The organism is Aliivibrio logei, assembly GCF_001691055.1.
GTDB classification, from domain to species: Bacteria; Pseudomonadota; Gammaproteobacteria; order Enterobacterales; family Vibrionaceae; genus Aliivibrio; species Aliivibrio salmonicida.
Window position 1 is genome coordinate 1,102,792 of record NZ_MAJU01000008.1, and the last position, 16,556, is coordinate 1,119,347.

Below are 16,556 nucleotides of genomic sequence, written 5' to 3' on the forward strand. Positions count from 1 at the left end.
TTATAGTGCTACATTAAAGAATCGTGCCAAGAATCCAGGTTCTTGCATATCTTGTTGATCACCCGTGCCTGAATATTGAATTCGAGCGTTTGAAATACGGGTTGAGGCTATTGTGTTATCAAAAGCAATGTCATCCGGACGAATCGTGCCACTAAGACGAATGTATTCATCCCCAGTATTTAGGGTTAACCACTTCTCCCCACGGATCAATAAGTTACCATTAGAAAGTACTTCAATCACTTCCACCGTAATGGAACCACTTAAGCTGTTACTTTGGTTCGCAGACGTATTACCTGTAAATTTATTATCGTTAGATAACTCATACGAGAAATTATACTGCCCACCCACTTGCAACTCTTGACCACCCACTTGCAAAGGGTCCATGCTTGAATCGTTTTTCTTTGATAATTCTGCATCGGCACTTTTTGCCGCTTTGGTATTTTCAGCAAGCATAACGGTAACAATGTCGCCTAAACCACGCGGCTTAGTGTCATCGTACATGTCTTGTGCATGATCCACATTAAACAATGAGCCAGTTGCGGCTGCATAATGTTCTGGTTTTTCTTTTGGATGAATCGGCGCCCACGCTGGATCACCTGAAATAGGCTCACTACGACCACGAAGCGTATCGATAATGCCCGTATCTTCTTCTTTGTCACCCTCAACTGCATCCACGTTGGTGGTCGCTGAAGTCACTTCATTTTCTTGTAAATTTGGATTCTGAATCAAGAAAGATCCACACCCAGTCAAGGTAGTTAATAGCAGTAAACAAAGAAGACGTTTCATCCTAATCACCAATTATAATTGTTGGTTAACAAAGCTTGCCATCTTATCAACAGCAGAGATTACTTTAGAGTTCATTTCATAAACACGTTGCGCTTCAATCATGTTTACCAATTCTTCGGTTACGTTTACGTTTGATGCTTCAAGCATAGATTGACGAATCGCTCCTAAGCCTTCTAAACCTGGCGTGCCTTCCTGAGGATCACCACTTGCACCCGTTGGTAAGTAAAGGTTTTGGCCTACAGGTTCTAAACCACCTGGATTAATGAAATCAACCGTCGTAATTTGACCAATCACTTGGTTATCTTGTTGACCACGTAAACGAACAGACACTTCGCCATCTGTACCAACGGTCACGTTAATTGCATCTTCAGGAACCACAATTTCTGGTTCTAAAGGGTAACCAGAACCGGTTGTAACCATTGCGCCTTCAGAGTTCAACGTAAATTGACCGTTACGAGAATAACCAAGGTTGCCGTCTGGCATTGTAATTTGGAAAAAGCCTTTACCTTCGATCATCATGTCCATACCGTTCGACGTGGTTTGTGCATTACCGTTAGTAAATACTTTTTGTGTTGCCACAACTTTAGAACCAGAACCAAGCATTAATCCCGTTGGAAGCTCTGTGTTTTGTGTTGATTGAGCGCCGGCTTGGTTTACGTTTTGGTAAAACAGATCTTCAAAAACAGCACGGCTTTTTTTAAAACCAACCGTTGAGGCATTCGCCAAGTTGTTTGAGATAGTCGCGATGTTGGTTTGTTGTGCGTCTAAGCCTGTTTTACTTACCCATAATGCTGGATTCATTTTGTATTCCTATAAATTTTTTAATGTATAAAGTTAATCAAGTTAATTGTTCAATTAACCCATACGTAATAATGAGCTTGAAGCTTTATCCATTTCTTCAGCAGTACTCATCATCTTGACTTGCATTTCAAACTGACGCTGCAAATCAATTAAATTGGTCATCTCACCTACGGCATTTACGTTACTGCCTTCCAATGCACCTTTAAGCACCGTCACGCTAGCGTCGGCTTGAAATGCATTATTAGGATTTTTAGAACGGAACAAACCATTCGTATCTTTGAATAAATCACGGTTATCTGTTTTTACTAATTTAATGCGGTCGACTTCAGCCATGGCTTCTGCTGGTGCACCTTGCTCTAATACTGAAATCGTACCGTCTTTTGCAATTTGAATTTTTGAAATTGGAAGCGGCAAAGTAATCGGCGCATTATTTTCGCCCATCACCAAATGGCCACTGCCATTCATTAGCAAGCCTGTCTCATCAATTTTTAGATTACCTGCGCGGGTCAACCCTTCGCGGCCAGTGTTGTCCATTACTGAAATCCAACCATCACCTTCAATGGTTAAATCTAAATCGCGGCCCGTCGTGATGACAGAACCTTGTGCAAAATTTTGTCCCGGGCGTTCAGTCATGCTGAATACGCGACTAGGTAAACCTTCACCATACGCCTGCATTGCACGCGCTTGCTCTAAATCAGCACGAAAACCAGTCGTACTTACGTTGGCAAGGTTGTTTGAGCTAAGCTGCATAGCTTGCATGTTTTGCTTAGCGCCACTCATGGCTAAAAATAATGCGCGATCCATAATGAACTCCAAAAATCTATCTACACTCAGTATAGCAATGAGTGTGCCAAGTTTTTTATAAGCTATAGATCAATAAGTTAACTGTATTGGTGTTCGGTTTACGTAGGCATAAAAATACGAAGAGGAAAAGAATGGAGAGGAAGAGGCAATAGTATCGGGTAAAAAATTGCCGTCAAAGTAGACGGCAATTTTAACGTTATTAATTCAATTGGCTTATCGAATTTGTAAGATATTTTGTTGTAGCTGGTTGTGCACATCTAATGCACGAGAGTTCGCTTGGAAGTTACGTTGCGCTGAGATTAAATCAACCAGCTCTTGAGTCATATCAATGTTTGATTGCTCTAACGTACCACTTTGAATATCACCAAATGAACCTTGGTTTGCTTCACCCCAAATTGCCGCACCAGACGCTTGAGTAGTCGACCACTGAGTGCCGCCATTCTGAGCAAGACCTTGTTGGTTGGTTACTCGAACCATCGCAACACGACCTAACGTGACGTCTTTACCATTTGAGTAAGAACCAACAATGTTACCGCTCTTATCAATGTCTACTTTCGATAAATAACCTGTTGTTGCGCCATCTTCACTGAAGCGACGCATTTCAAACGGTGCTGAAAACTGAGTTGGATTATCAAACTTCATGGTTAATGTTTGTTGCGTATCCGCACCATTCATATTAAGACCATTCGCCCCTAAAGGTGTTGTAGTCACTGGTTGGCCAGCATTCACACTTTGGGTTGTACCGTCATTATTAAATACGATTGAGTGACCTACTTGACCTGCCGCATTTGTTGCGTCACCCGCATTAATGTTAACCGCTTTTTCACCTTCCGTATCCGTAGAAGAATAGAACACGTTCCAACGGTTTGGTTGCGTTGCGTCTTTCACATAATACGTGGTCATTTTGTATGGTTGACCTAATGAATCGTACGTTGTCACTGAGGTTGATTTATTAAACGTATCAGGATCATTCATATCAAAAAGAGCCGGATCTTTTGGCACTTCTGATGCTGGCAAGTTCATGCCAATATCAACGTTTTCAGTGGCTCTTGGCTTACCAAATTGATCTGGGATCTTAAGTGCTTTTGGCTGATAAGATGACACATTACCCGACTCAGGGTCGACTTCGTAACCCAATAAAAATTCATCATTTGATGTTGTTACGTAATTTTCTTTATCTAAATGAAACGCACCATTACGGCTCAACTCATTTGTTCCAGGCTGAAGACGATCCTTTGCTACACCAAAGAAACCTTGCCCAGAAATACGTAAATCCATTGGGTTATTCGTATAAATACTAGACCCTTCATGGAATTGCTGAGCAATTTTAGTTGTCTGCGCGCCACCACCAGTTGTGGTTTTAGTATTTGAGAATAGTGACGACGAATACACATCACCAAATTCTGCACGAGACTCTTTAAAGCCAAAGGTGTTGGCGTTTGCCAAGTTATTTGACGTTGTGTTTAGATCTTTTTGAGCAGCGGATAGACCACTTAATGCTACGTATGACATTTAATATCTCCTATCTAGCTACGCTGATTATTTTCCAATTCCATTAACGATCACAATCATTTGGGAATGTTAAAGGAATTGGCATAGCTCTATGTTTTAATAATTTTTAACAATAAATACGAGTATTCAGGCAGCAATTAATGCTGCACTGAATATTCGCCATTTTATGCTTTGCCGATCTCTAGCACTTCGGCTAATTTCATCGGTGAAGCAAAACCAGCAAGATTAAGCAAAACATTGCCATTGCCTTTGCCTAGAAGAACACTGTTGACGTTAGCGTATGTTGATACACCAAATTCTTTGTTTTCTCCATCTAGCACACCAGCCGCTTTAATGCTGTAGCGGCCAGCAGGCATTGCATTGCCTTTATCATCTTTACCGTCCCACTCAACACGTGAGTCTCCGGCTGGTTTAGCGCCTACATTTAAGGTACGAATTAATTGGCCTTGTTCGTTTTCAACACGAACCAATAAGCTATTAATCGCTTTAGGCAATTTAACCATTGCCGCCATACCTTTATCAGCTTCTTTTAAGCCTTTAGCACCTGGTACTAGCACATCACGACCAACAAGCGAAGACGCTTGTAATGCTTGGTTAGATGTCATTGATGTATTTAAGCTATCGAACTGCTTATTCATCTTGCCAATACCATCAACGGTTGCAAATGATGCCATTTGCGCAATCATTTGATCGTTTTCAACCGGCTTAGATGGGTCTTGTTGAGACAACTGTTTGGTTAATAATGCAAGGAAGTCTTCTTGCTTCAGTTCATTTTTACCGCCAGTTGTCTTTTCAGGCTTGTTCGCCTCTTGAAGACTTTTAAGCTGGTCGATGTAGGACAAGCCTTGTTGACCAACGTTATTGATTCCAGTCATAGCTACCTCCTATCCTTATTGACCCATTCGCAGAGTACTCTGCAACATTTGTTTGCCTGCATCTGCAACTTGCACATTCGTTTGGTATGAACGAGAAGCAGAAATCATGTTTGCCATTTCTTCCATTACATTAACGTTTGGTTTAAAAATATAACCATCGTCGTTTGCCATAGGGTGATCGGGGTTATATTCAGCACGTAGCGGTTTTTGGCTTTCAACAATACCCAGCACTTTTACAGGTACTGTAAAGTCTTGTTTATATTTAGCTTTACTCAATTCTGCACCAAAGATAGCGTGACGAGCTTTGTAGGTTTCAGAAGCTGAGCTACTGACACTGTCCGCATTTGCCATGTTACTTGAAGTGGTGTTGAGACGAACTGACTCTGCACTCATTGCAGAACCTGCAACGTTAAAAACATTAAATAAGCTCATCTCTATTCCCCTTTAATTGCTTTGGTGAGATTTTTGAATTTACTGCCTAAAAACTCTAATGATGCTTGATGACGAAGTTGGTTTTGCATAAATAAATTACGCTCCAAATCCACATCTACCGTATTTCCATCACCTGTATCAGGTTGGGTAGGAAGACGGTATTGAATTTCCCCTGCCACTCGTGTTGAGGCATTAATGTGCCGACCATCCGTACGACTAAGACCCATGCTTGCCTTTGATGTTGCCGACTGCATTGCTTTTTGAAAGTCCATTCCTTTTGCTTTATAGCCAGGAGTATTCGCCTGAGCGATATTAGTCGCTATCATTTCAGCACGTTGAGAGCGAACTCCAACGGTGTACTGATGAATACCTAATGCTTTATCAAAAGAAATTGCCATTTCAAAACCTCCACAAGAACTGACTAGCAGTATATATAAATTCTATATTGCAACCTGTATGCCAACTTTTTACTTAACAAGCAGATTGACGATACTACTGACAAAAAATAAAGCAATTAACATGCCTAACCTGAATTTGAGGCACAAAAAAAGCGGCCAAAGCCGCTTTTTGTTCAAAAATAAATCAATTTAGATCATTTTAGTTTGTAAATAATACCTGGATTACAACGTACCATTTCAAATTTATCGGTTAATCCTGTTAACGATTCCGAAGCACCAAGCAATAAATACCCGCCAGGGTTAAGACTTGCCGCCATTTGATTTAATACTTTGGCTTTCATATCTGGAGAAAAATAGATCAATACATTACGACAAAAAATGATGTCGAACTTACCAAGTAAGCTGTAACTGTCCATTAGATTTTGAGGACGAAAATTAACCATACGTTGAATTTTATCGTTGATCTTCATCTTACCATCACCCACATCTTCAAAAAATGCACGACGACGCTCTGGTGACAACCCACGGCTTAACGCAAGATTGTCATAAACCCCAGCTTTACACGTATCAAGCATTGATGGTGAAATGTCAGTCCCCGTAATCGCGATATTAGGTAAGAAACCGGGTTTACGCGCTTGGATCTCAGAAATAATCATTCCCATTGAATACGCTTCTTGGCCTGACGAACTCGCCGCTGACCAAATTTTCAATGGACGACGATTAGCAGCAAATTCTGGCAATAATTTTTCAGCCAATACGGTAAACGGATAGCCGTCTCTAAACCACAATGTTTCATTCGTTGTCATTGCATCAACAGCAGCAACACGCAATTCACGATTTCTGCCAGCAATAACTTGCTTTAATAAATCGGATAATGAAGCTAATGAAAACTTAGCAACTAAAGGGCTCAGTCGGCTTCTCACTAAATATTGCTTGCTGTCACCAAGGACAATGCCACATTGAGACTCAAGAAATCGGCTAAAATCACGATATTCTTGTTCGTTGATAGTTATAGTTGTCATTAACGAATAAATTTCCAAATAATAAAATGAATGTCACCTTACTTTACAGGTGACAAAATAACAGACAGGCTCTACTTCTCAACCGCTCTTTTAACAGCAGCCCCTAATTCATCAGGGTTAAACTTCGCAATAAATTGGTTTGCCCCGACACGTTCAACCATCGCTTGGTTAAAAACACCACTTAATGAAGTGTGTAAAATAACGTGTAGATCTTTCAATGCTGGTTCACGACGAATTTCTGCCGTTAGTGTATAACCATCCATTTCAGGCATTTCTACATCAGAAATAACCAAACCAATTTGTTCGTATACGCTACCTGCATTTGCCATATCGACTAATTTATCTAATGCTTCTTTACCATCTTTTACCATGATAGTTTCAAAACCAATCGATTGGACGGCACGTTGCACTTGCTTACGAGCGACACTTGAATCATCAGCGATCAATACTCTACGAACCACTTCTGGACTGATCGACGCCATTTCTTCAACCAATTCTTCATTCATGGTCTCATCAATAGGTGCAATTTCAGCTAAAATCTTTTCTACATCTAAGATTTCAACTAATTCATCATCAATGTTTGTTACTGCGGTTAAGTAGTTTGCTCGTCCAGTGCCTTGTGGTGGCGGTAAAATTGCCTCCCAATGCATATTAACAATACGCTCAACAGACTTAACAAGGAAGCCTTGAATGGTACGGTTAAATTCTGAAATAATGATAAAACACTTATCAATATCTGTTGTTGCTCGCCCACCAGTTGCAAGACTTAAATCAATCACAGAGATCGTTTGACCTCGAATGTGAGCAATTCCTTTTACTAATGGATTTAAATTTGGCATTGAAGTCAACTTCGGACACTGTAATACTTCTTTTACTTTAAAAACGTTAATACCATAACGTTGACGTCCCATAAGACGGAAAGTAAGTAGTTCTAAACGGTTTTGCCCTACAAGTTGTGTGCGCTGATTCACCGAATCCAGTATGCCTGTCATATATGACTCCATCTTGTGCCATGATAAATAAACCGCGAGCCTAACATAAACCCATTAAGAACACGATGTACCATATGGCCTTTTATAATAAAAATATGATGATAATTAAAAAGCGTGATAACAAAATCACTTTTTATCGACTTATAAGCTTTATCGGCATATTTATAAGTTTCTTTAATACTAATGCGTATGCTGCCACAGATGAGCAACTTGAAGCAATTAAAGACTCTGCAGAGTCTTTTCTAGAATCTCAAATTGAAGTACCGAGTAACGGCACATTAAGTCTTGAGTCCGCGCGGATAGATAGTAGAATTCATGCGACAGACTGTCCAGAACCTTTAATGCCTTCTTTACCCGGTCGACTTAATTCCAGTGGTAATACGTCCGTATTAGTTGAATGTATCGCAGATGATTGGAAGGTCTATGTCCCTGTAAAAGCGGAGCTAATGATGCCTTTAGTCACGGCGGCAACGTCCCTGTCAAAAGGACTCACACTCAGCGCAAATGACTTAAATTTAACCTTAGTCAACAGCCGAACGTATCGCCGAGGCGGTTATATTAATACGAATGATCTTATTGGGTCACGAATTAAACGCAGCGTTCGAGCCGGTGATGTTGTTGAAAAAAACGACATCTGCATGGTATGTCGCAATGACAGTGTTATAATTAAAGCGGTAAAAGGGGAATTAAGTATCCTAACCAAAGGAACAGCATTGGGTGATGCGGCTTTAGGCGATAATGTAAACGTCCAAAATAACAAATCTAAACGCATCATCAATGGCGTTGTTACTGCGGTAGGTGAAATTAGTATTCGGTTTTAAGTCAGAATGTTAATTTGACTTAAATTTAATGGATATTTCCTCTAAACTTTCTTAACACACCGCCGATAAGTGGAAACTGGCATTATTTATGCTTAGTTTAACAACAGTTTTTAAATAATGAAAAAGCGTCAAAAAACTTCATTATTTACTTAAGTTATTTTTTTGACAGCCGATATATCCATTAAGAAAATGTTTTAATCGGCGAAAAGGCTTGAATATTATGACAAGTATTGACCAATTACGTGCTAGCCAGGCAATGTCAACGCTACGCAGCCAAGCTCGTGTTGACTCTGGTGATAAAGCTCCAGCAAGTGCAGCACCGGCAATGTCAGCAAAAGCAGATGCGGTTTCTTTAAGTAACCAAGGTAAAGAAATTGGCCAAATGCATCAACAGTTAGCGACAGAACCTTCTTTTAACGCAGACAAAGTAGCGGCAATAAAAGCAGCTATCGCAAATGGATCGTATTCTGTTGATCCAGAACGTCTAGCTGACAATATTATCAAATTTGAAGATGAACTGGCTGGCCTATAACCTAGGCTGGTTAGTCTCTTTAAGATAACCAATAGAAGTATACAGAGACAATATGGCACAAACATTAACTGAATTATTAAATCTACAACGCAGTGTCGCTTTATCTCTTTCGACGGTTCTTAGTCGAGAGAAATATGCGATAGCAAGTAGAAAATCGGCGGATATGGAAAGCATTGCTCATGATAAATTAGGCTTGCTAAACCAACTACGTCAATATGATCAGTTATTAGGTAGCCATACAGAAAGAGAGCTGCTTTCTGAAGATAGCGCGTTAAATGAAAAAGTAACGGAAATAAAATCGATTATTCATGATTGTAAACAAGAAAATGAAATCAATGGGGAAGCACTTCAGCGCGCCCAACTAAGTTTTAATAAGTTAAATAATCTTATGCAACAAAGTCGTGGGAAAAATGGCATGACTTATACTGCTGAAGGACAAACACGTAACATAACGACACTTGGTACAAACATAAAAGCGTAACCAATCTCGGTTAACTCATCTATAGATCCGCCCAATTTGTCACTTATAACCCTACGCCTTCCCTATTTAGAAACAATGTGACTATTGTTTCTCTGCATCAAGACAACGCTATTATTCCCTTTAATTCTTATAATGACGCTTATCTGATTTTGTCAGGAAGAGTGTGATCAAAAAACCACCAATAGGTGTCAGTATTAAAGACATAAGAAAAAAAACAGGCGCTGAACGCTCTTGGCTATGCGCGATGATAGAAACACCAATGCATAAAGACACATAAATCCAGCTTATAAAAACAACCATATCAACCTAATATTCCTTAACTACCTAATTAAAAATATAAACTATCTCAACAGGTGGCAAACTTTATACTAGGAAAAGTTAATAATGCGGAATATTACGCACTTTTAATTAAATTATATTTATTATTTAACCGATGATACCCATTGTTATTAATAGGTATTAACAATCTTTCTCTTTCAAGATTGACATAAAAAAGCCCTAGGTATTAATACCTAGGGCAAAATGATGTTGAATGAGAGTATTACCTTAAAATAAGGTTGTTTTTCTTTGTGTTGATGGCACATCATAAACCTGACCTTGGTTTTTCATGCGTTCCATCTTTTTAAGATCTAATTTCAGCTCAGTTACGTAGCTGTCTCCAACTAAGTATGTTCTGATCACTTCTGCGCCGCGAATAATACCATCCACACCTGCAGTTGTTGATTCTTCACCAAGTTGTTGATCATTCATCTCAACTTTACCGCTGATACGCATTCCGTAGACTTGCTCTGCAAGCTCACGATACGCATCAACTTTTGATGCTCGCATTGCGCGAATTCGTTGTTCATCAATATTCTTGCCGGCTTGCTCACTAATGCTCGCATAACCAACCGCATTCAAATGATCACTTTCACGCATTACACCTAAAGGCTGACAACCCACTAAGACTAATAATGCTAATAAAAACCAATGCTTCATCATTAGATCTCCTATGGACGTAAAATAATAGTATTGCGATCTGCTTTTTCGACATCAGAACGAATTAAAACGCCATCTTCCATTCTCATGGTATTTAATGTATCTAAATCACGGCCAATTCGATCCGCAGGTAAAAAGCCTTGTGCAGAAGCAACAACAACACGAGTTTGCATTCCAATAATACGAGCGTTAATTAATACGCCACCATCTTGACGAAGCATGGTTCCCGTTAATACATAATCAACTTGCTGCTCTTGAACTAATTCTTTCCAATCACGGCTAAACGCAAAATCACCTTGCTGAGTAACTCTGATGTTTCCTGTTGTTTTATAATCAATAACTTTAAAGCCACGACGTTGCAGTTGGAAAATAAACCCTTCAGTTACAGAGTTACCTAACCAGTTCGTTTGATCCATCTGCTGTAAATCAACAAAAGAAGTAATCGCAATTGGAGAACGTGCTGATAGCGTCGTGTTAGACGTAATCAACTGTTCAGTTAAACTTTCAATAAAATAATCCATCGTATGTCTAGGCGTATCAGCTAACATAAATGGGCTGCCATTAAACGGTTCTTTACCATTATAAATAGGTGAATAAGCACAAGCACTTATTACCATAGACAGTAACATTACAACCAAAACTCTCATTCTATTATCTCCAGATAATGTTTTTATATACTTACTGTTTCTCCTAATAAAAGCTTAAAACTCAAACTAGGAACAAAACTTGCTATAGTCTAATAAACGCAATTTGTAAGTACTTTTATCAATCAACAAATATTAGTTAGCAAATTTCATACCCATTTGGCAGATAGTAACGATGAAAAAAATAATTTATTTAATTACCTCTTTATTTACAATGTGTTACACCGCACAGGTTAATGCCGAGTGGTTCGAGGTCACAGGTTCTGCAAGTGTTCTTACCAGTAAAAATGCGGCAAGAACTCATGCACTAGAAGATGCCGCTTACCAAGCGATGCTTTTCTCAGGGGCCGATATTAGCCGCCTAAAAGATCTTCGTGTCTTTTTAGAAAACGATAATAAACACTATCAATTTAGCGGAACTGAAGTTCGTAGTATTGAAGTGATCAAAGAAAAAAAGAAAAACGGCAAGCTGTACGTTACCACTCGTATTGACATTTACCCTTCGGCAAACAGTTGCCATATTGGGCAATACAAAAAAACAGTGATGACAAGCGAAATCACGATAGACTCCCCACAACAAGCGGTTATGGGAAAGGTTTATCAGATGGGTGAAGATCTCAGCACCATATTCGCTAGACAGTTAGATAAAGAATCACAAAGCTTTGTGTCTGTCGGTACGTCTCATATCCGCATTGATAAACGTCAACCAGAAGTCGCTAAAATGATTGCCGAAGATCATGGGGCTCAATATATTTACTCTGGTCAAATTACAGATTTAAGTGCAACCATTGAACAAAATTTATTAAAGAAAGACACCATTAATCGTCAGTTTGCAATTGACGTTGCCGTCATTGATGGGAAAACAGGACAAACGGTTTACAGCAATAATTATCGTGATGTTGCTCAATGGGATTTCCCTAAAACCAGCGAAGTCGATACACAAAGTGCTCGTTTTTGGACTTCAGCTTTTGGTGAAATGGTGCTTCGTGTTAATCGTGACATGATGCTCGATTTAGAAAATAAATTCGCTTGTAAAATGACATTGCCACAAGTAGTAAATATTAATAACAATCGTATCACGATGGATCTAGGTCGTATTCATGGTGTTAAAAAAGGCGATACGTTGGATTTATGGCACACTGGTGCATTCATTGATCAAAATGGTTTGCCTCGTAATAAGGTAGCCAAAACGAATATAACATTAACGGTTGATCGCGTTTATGAACAAAATGCTGAATTAATCGTTAATCAACCTCAATTAATTAACAGCATTCAAATTGGTGATGTTATGCATAAAGTCACGCCAAAATAATAAGTTACTCGCATTTATCTTATGGAAAGACAGCCCTGAGGCTGTTTTTCCATTAACGCGATCCTGCCCATCGTTTTCCGTTTGCCATTACGTTATCATTTCAAAATAATTAGAACATCATTCCAACTGGCTTATTATGTCCACATCGATAAAATTGATGACACTATTAACTCTCTGGTTAATGGTGTCTTTTTCTTCCTATGCCATTTCAATAATGGAGTCTGACTCTTGGAAAAAAGACTACCACCAAGCAAGAATTCAAGATCCTAATCTCGCTTTAATCATGCTAGAAGACGTTTATAATGGCCTTGAACCTAGCGCAGAACGGGTTTATGTCGCCCTTCGCATGCATGGTTTCATAACACGCAGAGGCGGTGAATATCCTTTACCATCCCCCACAGCTAATCCTTACTCTCAAGTTGAATATGCCATTGTTAAAGCGATGAATCTTGAAGATCAAGCGCAAATATCAAATGCTTTTTTTCTTACCTCTCAGAGCTACCAACAAGCCGATAAGCTTGATGACCCTGACCTAGATGCAATTTTTAATATACAACTGTGTAAATATAATCTTATGTTAGGTCAGCTTTATCTCGGCGAATTTTATTGTCAGAGCGCTATACAAAATATAAAAACATCAACCAATCATTATATTGACCTTAAGTGGCCCTATCGATTGCTTGCACTTGCCTACCAAGAAATGAATAATTTCACCAAAGCATTAAAAGCCAGTGAGGAAGTGATAAAACTAAGTCAGCCCTATGACATTAATGACACTACCTTTAATAACATTGGAAACTTACTTATCTCTATGGGTAAATTAAATTCAGGTGAATTGTATTTATTAAAATCACTAGAGATTAGAAAAAGCAGAAATATTGCTCAAAAAGTAGCACAAACAGAAACTGATTTAGCTGAATTATATTTAAAAAAAGGACAACTAGATAAAGCAAAATTATTTTCTCTGCGGGCTATTGAACACTTTAATAGCGGACTGTTCAAAATAGGCTTAGGTTCTGCTTACTTAGTTCATGGCAAAATATTAACTGCAGAAGGTTTTTTTGATGAAGGTATTGAATACCTTTACTTAGCCTTATCGACACTTAAAGATAAAAAAAATGCCAAATTAATCATCAATACATATCAATCATTGAGTCGTATTTATTTGGAATACCAACACCCTAACAAAGCATTAGAACTGATAAATTTGGCGATTAATAAAGCAAAAAAAACAGAAAGTAAAAATTTACTTGCTTCATCCTATTTGCATCAAGCAAAGATATTAAAAGGTATGGGGAAATTTGAAGCGGCACTAGAGAGTCATTTATCGTATGAAGCATTACAGCAATGGATAAACCATAATAAAGAACAACAAGCTTACGAAGCATTAGAGTTACGTAGAAACACCCTTGAAAATCAAATTATTATCCAAAACTCAGAGAACAATAAAAAACAACAACAAACTGAATTACTTAAAACAAAGCAAAATCGTAACCTACTTTTTTTATGCTTTATCTTTTTATTTTTATTTACTCTCTATATGACGTACTCACGAAGAAAATTTCGTTTACTCACAGAGAAAGATACATTAACAACCCTAAATAATAGGGCTTCTATTTTTAATAAAATTAAGTCGACATTAAAAACACCTCATTCAGAAATGGCCTTAATCATGCTCGACGTTGATAATTTCAAGCAATTCAATGATGAACACGGACATCCAAATGGTGATTTAGCTTTAAAGCACTTATCAATCGTCCTACAAAAACACCTCTCATTCCCTCATGAAATCGGTCGTGTTGGGGGGGAGGAATTTATGATTATCTTAAAAAACCTGTCAAAGTTGGAATGCTCTAGGTTAATAAATAAATTAAGAGTTGAACTCGAACAATCAACATTCATGACGTTAGATGTAAAAAGATTAGCGATTACGGCAAGCTTTTCTTGGATGTATATTGAAGAATCAATGACGGATATAGACCAAATCTACTTCGTTTTAGATGAAGGATTATATCAAGCCAAAGCGAATGGTCGAAATTGTATTGTCGATGCGTTAATTGATCCAATCACTTAAGATAATTATCTGCATAAATGTAATTCGATGTAATTTCCAACTGAATATTTACAATATTACATTCACAACTATATTTAAATAAGCAATGGATATGCGAAAATAAATAACTACCATGGATATATCAATAAACGTATTGTTGAGGATAACATCATGAAATATAGATTATTAGCCATTTTAATTGCTGCCTTTTCGTCTAATGTATTCGCTTTAGAAGGCTCAACAGAAATAGGTCCGAAAGTGTCCTGTGAACAAACTGATGGCACAGTAGTTATGACATATGCAACACTGTGTAAAGCAGCGGAAGGGACAATTAAAAGCATTCTTTAGCACAAAAAAAAACCGCTGAAATCAGCGGTTTTTTAATTTAATCGTATTTGAATTAAGCGTTCGCTTCACGTTCAGCAATAAATGCTAACGCCATCTTAATTCGAGTAACGACTCGTTCTTTTCCGATTAACTGCATTACCGCGTCAACTGATGGTGATTGACCACCGCCAGTAACGGCTACACGCAAAGGCATACCAATCTTACCCATACCGATTTCTAGCTCTGCACAAACTTCTTCAATGACGTTATGTAGATTCTCTGTTGTCCACTCTTGTAGAGCTTCAATTTTAGCAAGCGCTAATTCTAGAGGACCTTTGGCAACACCACGTAGATGTTTTTTAGCTGCGCCAGCATCAAATGCTTCGAAGTCTTCGTAGAAATAACGAGATTGGTCAGCAAGCTCAATCAATGTATTACAACGCTCACTAACTAAAGTAATAACGTCAGTAATTGCTGGGCCATTGTCTAAAGAGATTTCTTTTTGATCTAAATGCCATTGTAGGTAGTTAGCTACATATTCTGGTTCAGATGTTTTGATGTAATGGTTGTTCAACCAACGAAGTTTATCAGTATTAAACGCCGACGCTGATTTACTTACTGCATCTAGGCTAAACAAGTTAATCATTTCTTCTTGAGAGAAGATTTCTTGATCACCATGAGACCAACCAAGACGAACTAAATAGTTATTTAGTGCATTAGGTAGATAGCCTTCATCACGATACTGCATTACCGATACCGCACCATGACGCTTAGATAATTTAGCGCCATCATCACCAAGAATCATTGCACAGTGTGCAAACATTGGTACTGGAGCACCAAGTGCTTCATAGATATTGATTTGACGAGGTGTATTATTAATATGATCTTCACCACGAATAACCTGAGTAATACCCATATCCCAGTCATCAACGACAACAACGAAATTATACGTTGGTGCACCATCAGTACGACGAATGATCAAGTCATCTAATTGGCTGTTTGAGATTTCAATACGACCACGGATTTGGTCATCAAAGACAACACTGCCTTCTTTTGGATTACGGAAGCGAATAACAGAAGCATCGCCTTCTTTTGCTGCGGCATTTGCGGCAACAATTTTAGGATGGTTTGCATCGTAGCGAGCCATCTCTTTATTTTCTTCTTGCTCTGTACGAATTTCATCAAGCAATTCTTTTGAAGCATAACATTTGTATGCTTTATCTTCAGAAAGCAATAGATCCACGACTTCGTTATAACGATCAAAACGCTTAGATTGGTAGTATGGACCTTCATCCCACTCCATTCCCATCCACTTCATGCCTTCAAGAATTGCATCAACCGCTTCTTGAGAGTTACGTTCTAAATCTGTGTCTTCAATACGAAGTACAAATTCGCCGCCTTTGTTTTTAGCAAAAAGCCATGAATAAAGTGCAGTGCGTGCACCACCAACGTGAAGGTAGCCTGTTGGGCTTGGAGCAAAACGTGTTTTAACCGTCATCGATATTACCTTTTGAAGAGGTTGAGCTGAATCTGTCAGCACCATGTAATTTATGCGCTATTTTAGCACCATAAGGTAAATCTACAATGATTGAGTGAGGTTAAGTTCAAGAAGAGATAAAGAAAGGAAGCGGACCGCTTAACAAATACCAATGTAAGCGATCACTATAGATAAGATAAATTACATTATTTATTAAGTAGCCACGTTAAAATAGTCGACTTATCTTCTACTGACGATTTCTCATACCAATACGTCAACATCTCAAGAGATTTTGATGTACTCGCTAAT

At 38.5% G+C, this 16,556-nt stretch carries 18 protein-coding genes; 6 read left to right on the top strand and 12 right to left on the bottom strand.

The features are described from left to right. From flgH to A6E04_RS09190, 9 genes are all read right to left on the bottom strand, one after another. Positions 1-786, bottom strand: coding sequence for a flagellar basal body L-ring protein FlgH (gene flgH / locus A6E04_RS09150; RefSeq protein WP_012550828.1), 786 nt, complete (start codon positions 784-786; stop codon positions 1-3). Positions 787-798: 12 nt separating this feature from the next. Then, complete coding sequence (gene flgG, locus A6E04_RS09155; protein WP_012550829.1) at positions 799-1,587, bottom strand: flagellar basal-body rod protein FlgG; 789 nt, start codon at positions 1,585-1,587, stop codon at positions 799-801. Between the two features lie 54 nt (positions 1,588-1,641). After that, on the bottom strand, positions 1,642-2,391 hold the full coding sequence (locus tag A6E04_RS09160; RefSeq protein ID WP_017021168.1) for a flagellar basal body rod protein FlgF: 750 nt from the start codon (positions 2,389-2,391) through the stop codon (positions 1,642-1,644). Between the two features lie 213 nt (positions 2,392-2,604). After that, complete coding sequence (gene flgE / locus A6E04_RS09165; RefSeq protein WP_017021169.1) at positions 2,605-3,903, bottom strand: flagellar hook protein FlgE; 1,299 nt, start codon at positions 3,901-3,903, stop codon at positions 2,605-2,607. A 164-nt stretch (positions 3,904-4,067) separates the two neighbouring features. Then, positions 4,068-4,778 (bottom strand): flagellar hook assembly protein FlgD, encoded by a 711-nt coding sequence (flgD, locus tag A6E04_RS09170; protein ID WP_012550832.1) that lies wholly within the window; start codon positions 4,776-4,778, stop codon positions 4,068-4,070. 15 nt (positions 4,779-4,793) lie between these two features. After that, the gene (flgC, locus tag A6E04_RS09175) at positions 4,794-5,210 is read right to left on the bottom strand and encodes a flagellar basal body rod protein FlgC (RefSeq protein WP_012550833.1); all 417 of its coding nucleotides are present in this window, start codon (positions 5,208-5,210) and stop codon (positions 4,794-4,796) included. 2 nt (positions 5,211-5,212) lie between these two features. Then, the gene (gene flgB / locus A6E04_RS09180; protein WP_012550834.1) at positions 5,213-5,608 is read right to left on the bottom strand and encodes a flagellar basal body rod protein FlgB; all 396 of its coding nucleotides are present in this window, start codon (positions 5,606-5,608) and stop codon (positions 5,213-5,215) included. Between the two features lie 194 nt (positions 5,609-5,802). Next, positions 5,803-6,630, bottom strand: coding sequence for a CheR family methyltransferase (locus A6E04_RS09185; RefSeq protein WP_012550835.1), 828 nt, complete (start codon positions 6,628-6,630; stop codon positions 5,803-5,805). 71 nt (positions 6,631-6,701) lie between these two features. Continuing rightward, complete coding sequence (locus A6E04_RS09190) at positions 6,702-7,622, bottom strand: chemotaxis protein CheV (RefSeq protein ID WP_012550836.1); 921 nt, start codon at positions 7,620-7,622, stop codon at positions 6,702-6,704. A 95-nt stretch (positions 7,623-7,717) separates the two neighbouring features. On the opposite strand from A6E04_RS09190, the gene flgA reads away from it, so the two are divergent. The 3 genes from flgA (at position 7,718) to A6E04_RS09205 (ending at position 9,456) form a co-directional block, all read left to right on the top strand. Further along, positions 7,718-8,443 (top strand): flagellar basal body P-ring formation chaperone FlgA, encoded by a 726-nt coding sequence (flgA, locus tag A6E04_RS09195; protein ID WP_241802806.1) that lies wholly within the window; start codon positions 7,718-7,720, stop codon positions 8,441-8,443. A 220-nt stretch (positions 8,444-8,663) separates the two neighbouring features. Next, positions 8,664-8,975, top strand: a complete 312-nt coding sequence (flgM, locus tag A6E04_RS09200) for a flagellar biosynthesis anti-sigma factor FlgM (protein WP_017021172.1) — start codon at positions 8,664-8,666, stop codon at positions 8,973-8,975. A 52-nt stretch (positions 8,976-9,027) separates the two neighbouring features. Further along, positions 9,028-9,456: a flagella synthesis protein FlgN gene (locus A6E04_RS09205; protein WP_017021173.1), complete on the top strand. Its 429-nt coding sequence runs from the start codon at positions 9,028-9,030 to the stop codon at positions 9,454-9,456. A 546-nt stretch (positions 9,457-10,002) separates the two neighbouring features. Here the strand turns inward: A6E04_RS09205 and A6E04_RS09215 are convergent. Both A6E04_RS09215 and A6E04_RS09220 read right to left on the bottom strand, forming a co-directional pair. Continuing rightward, entirely contained in the window at positions 10,003-10,437 is a 435-nt protein-coding gene (locus A6E04_RS09215) for an LPP20 family lipoprotein (protein ID WP_012550840.1), read from the bottom strand. A gap of 8 nt (positions 10,438-10,445) precedes the next feature. Then, a complete protein-coding gene (locus A6E04_RS09220) occupies positions 10,446-11,081 on the bottom strand; it encodes a FlgO family outer membrane protein (protein ID WP_012550841.1) in 636 nt (211 codons plus the stop codon). Between the two features lie 172 nt (positions 11,082-11,253). On the opposite strand from A6E04_RS09220, the gene A6E04_RS09225 reads away from it, so the two are divergent. The 3 genes from A6E04_RS09225 to A6E04_RS21290 all read left to right on the top strand — a co-directional run bounded on the left by A6E04_RS09225 (position 11,254) and on the right by A6E04_RS21290 (position 14,791). Beyond that, positions 11,254-12,390 carry a flagellar assembly protein FlgT gene (locus tag A6E04_RS09225; RefSeq protein WP_017021175.1) on the top strand — a complete coding sequence of 379 codons (1,137 nt, stop codon included), beginning with the start codon at positions 11,254-11,256 and terminating at the stop codon, positions 12,388-12,390. A gap of 157 nt (positions 12,391-12,547) precedes the next feature. Further along, the gene (locus tag A6E04_RS09230; protein ID WP_158007231.1) at positions 12,548-14,464 is read left to right on the top strand and encodes a GGDEF domain-containing protein; all 1,917 of its coding nucleotides are present in this window, start codon (positions 12,548-12,550) and stop codon (positions 14,462-14,464) included. A gap of 150 nt (positions 14,465-14,614) precedes the next feature. Then, the gene (locus tag A6E04_RS21290) at positions 14,615-14,791 is read left to right on the top strand and encodes a hypothetical protein (protein ID WP_012550845.1); all 177 of its coding nucleotides are present in this window, start codon (positions 14,615-14,617) and stop codon (positions 14,789-14,791) included. A 52-nt stretch (positions 14,792-14,843) separates the two neighbouring features. Here A6E04_RS21290 and gltX read toward each other — a convergent pair whose 3' ends face one another. After that, positions 14,844-16,268: a glutamate--tRNA ligase gene (gltX, locus tag A6E04_RS09235; RefSeq protein ID WP_012550846.1), complete on the bottom strand. Its 1,425-nt coding sequence runs from the start codon at positions 16,266-16,268 to the stop codon at positions 14,844-14,846. Positions 16,269-16,556: the final 288 nt, after the last annotated feature.

Bases quoted from the DNA above. Each gene is read 5' to 3' on its own strand.
- A6E04_RS09215 (WP_012550840.1), bottom strand. From the start codon at position 10,437: ATGATGAAGCATTGGTTTTTATTAGCATTATTAGTCTTAGTGGGTTGT.
- A6E04_RS09205 (WP_017021173.1), top strand. From the start codon at position 9,028: ATGGCACAAACATTAACTGAATTATTAAATCTACAACGCAGTGTCGCT.
- flgM (WP_017021172.1), top strand. From the start codon at position 8,664: ATGACAAGTATTGACCAATTACGTGCTAGCCAGGCAATGTCAACGCTA.
- flgC (WP_012550833.1), bottom strand. From the start codon at position 5,210: ATGAGCTTATTTAATGTTTTTAACGTTGCAGGTTCTGCAATGAGTGCA.
- flgB (WP_012550834.1), bottom strand. From the start codon at position 5,608: ATGGCAATTTCTTTTGATAAAGCATTAGGTATTCATCAGTACACCGTT.
- A6E04_RS09225 (WP_017021175.1), top strand. From the start codon at position 11,254: ATGAAAAAAATAATTTATTTAATTACCTCTTTATTTACAATGTGTTAC.
- A6E04_RS21290 (WP_012550845.1), top strand. From the start codon at position 14,615: ATGAAATATAGATTATTAGCCATTTTAATTGCTGCCTTTTCGTCTAAT.
- A6E04_RS09190 (WP_012550836.1), bottom strand. From the start codon at position 7,622: ATGACAGGCATACTGGATTCGGTGAATCAGCGCACACAACTTGTAGGG.
- A6E04_RS09220 (WP_012550841.1), bottom strand. From the start codon at position 11,081: ATGAGAGTTTTGGTTGTAATGTTACTGTCTATGGTAATAAGTGCTTGT.
- flgA (WP_241802806.1), top strand. From the start codon at position 7,718: ATGATGATAATTAAAAAGCGTGATAACAAAATCACTTTTTATCGACTT.
- gltX (WP_012550846.1), bottom strand. From the start codon at position 16,268: ATGACGGTTAAAACACGTTTTGCTCCAAGCCCAACAGGCTACCTTCAC.
- A6E04_RS09185 (WP_012550835.1), bottom strand. From the start codon at position 6,630: ATGACAACTATAACTATCAACGAACAAGAATATCGTGATTTTAGCCGA.
- flgE (WP_017021169.1), bottom strand. From the start codon at position 3,903: ATGTCATACGTAGCATTAAGTGGTCTATCCGCTGCTCAAAAAGATCTA.
- flgH (WP_012550828.1), bottom strand. From the start codon at position 786: ATGAAACGTCTTCTTTGTTTACTGCTATTAACTACCTTGACTGGGTGT.
- A6E04_RS09160 (WP_017021168.1), bottom strand. From the start codon at position 2,391: ATGGATCGCGCATTATTTTTAGCCATGAGTGGCGCTAAGCAAAACATG.
- flgG (WP_012550829.1), bottom strand. From the start codon at position 1,587: ATGAATCCAGCATTATGGGTAAGTAAAACAGGCTTAGACGCACAACAA.
- A6E04_RS09230 (WP_158007231.1), top strand. From the start codon at position 12,548: ATGACACTATTAACTCTCTGGTTAATGGTGTCTTTTTCTTCCTATGCC.
- flgD (WP_012550832.1), bottom strand. From the start codon at position 4,778: ATGACTGGAATCAATAACGTTGGTCAACAAGGCTTGTCCTACATCGAC.